Consider the following 1,070-nt stretch of genomic DNA (forward strand, 5'->3'; position numbering starts at 1 on the left):
CTAGGTGTACTGACCACGGAGGTTGGTGACGGGGCTCACGGCGTGGTGATCTTGAAATGAGTGAGGGCCTTCTGGCTCGGTGTGGATTGCGACATCTGCACCGGCTCCCAGAAAGGCCCTCATGCCACACCGTAACGCACCGCTGACCGAGACCGGACGCCTGCGCCTGGCCCGCTGCGTCGTCGAGGACGGCTGGCCACTGCGGCGGGCGGCCGAGCGCTTCCAGGTCTCGCCGACCACCGCGAAGCGCTGGGCCGACCGTTACCGAGCGCTCGGTGAGGCCGGCATGACCGACCGCTCCAGCCGCCCGCACCGCAGCCCCCGCCGGACCCCGACCCGCACCGAACGGCGGATCGTCAAGGTCCGCGTCCTGCGCCGCTGGGGACCGGCCCGCATCGCCTACCTGCTGCGGCTCAACCCGGCCACCGTGCACCGGGTCCTGACCCGCTACCGGCTCGCCCGACTCGCGCACCTCGACCGCGCCACCGCCCGCCCGGTGCGGCGCTACGAACGCGCCGCACCGGGCGAGCTGGTCCACGTCGACATCAAGAAGCTCGGCAACATCCCCGACGGCGGCGGCCACAGGTCCCTGGGCCGCCAGGCCGGCCGCAGGACCCGCTCCGGGGCCGGATACAGCTACCTGCACAACGCCGTCGACGACCACTCCCGCCTCGCCTACAGCGAGATCCTCCCCGACGAACGCAAGGAGACCGCCGCCGCATTCTGGGCCCGGGCGAACGAATTCTTCGCCCGGGCCGGGATCACCGTCCAGCGGGTGCTGACCGACAACGGCGCCTGCTACAAGTCACACGCCTGGCGTGATGCCCTCGCCGCCGAGGGCATCACGCACAAACGCACCCGGCCCTACCGGCCGCAGACCAACGGCAAGGTCGAACGCTTCAACCGCACCCTGCTCGACGAATGGGCCTACGCCCGGCCCTACCGCACCGAACAGGAACGCCGCGACGCCTACCCCGACTGGCTCCACACCTACAATCACCACCGCGGACACACCGCACTCGCAGGCAAGCCACCCGCCAGCCGCATCCCCAACCTCACGGGACAGAACA

The 1,070-nt window shown here is 70.8% G+C and carries 1 protein-coding gene; it reads left to right on the plus strand.

Annotation, left to right across the window (positions count from 1 at the left end; genetic code table 11):
* Window positions 1-121 precede the first annotated feature (121 nt).
* A partial coding sequence (locus ABZ495_RS37085) for an IS481 family transposase (RefSeq protein WP_359840398.1) occupies window positions 122-1,070 on the plus strand: 949 nt, incomplete at its 3' end.

The organism is Kitasatospora sp. NPDC005748, assembly GCF_040630735.1.
Lineage (GTDB): Bacteria > Actinomycetota > Actinomycetes > Streptomycetales > Streptomycetaceae > Kitasatospora.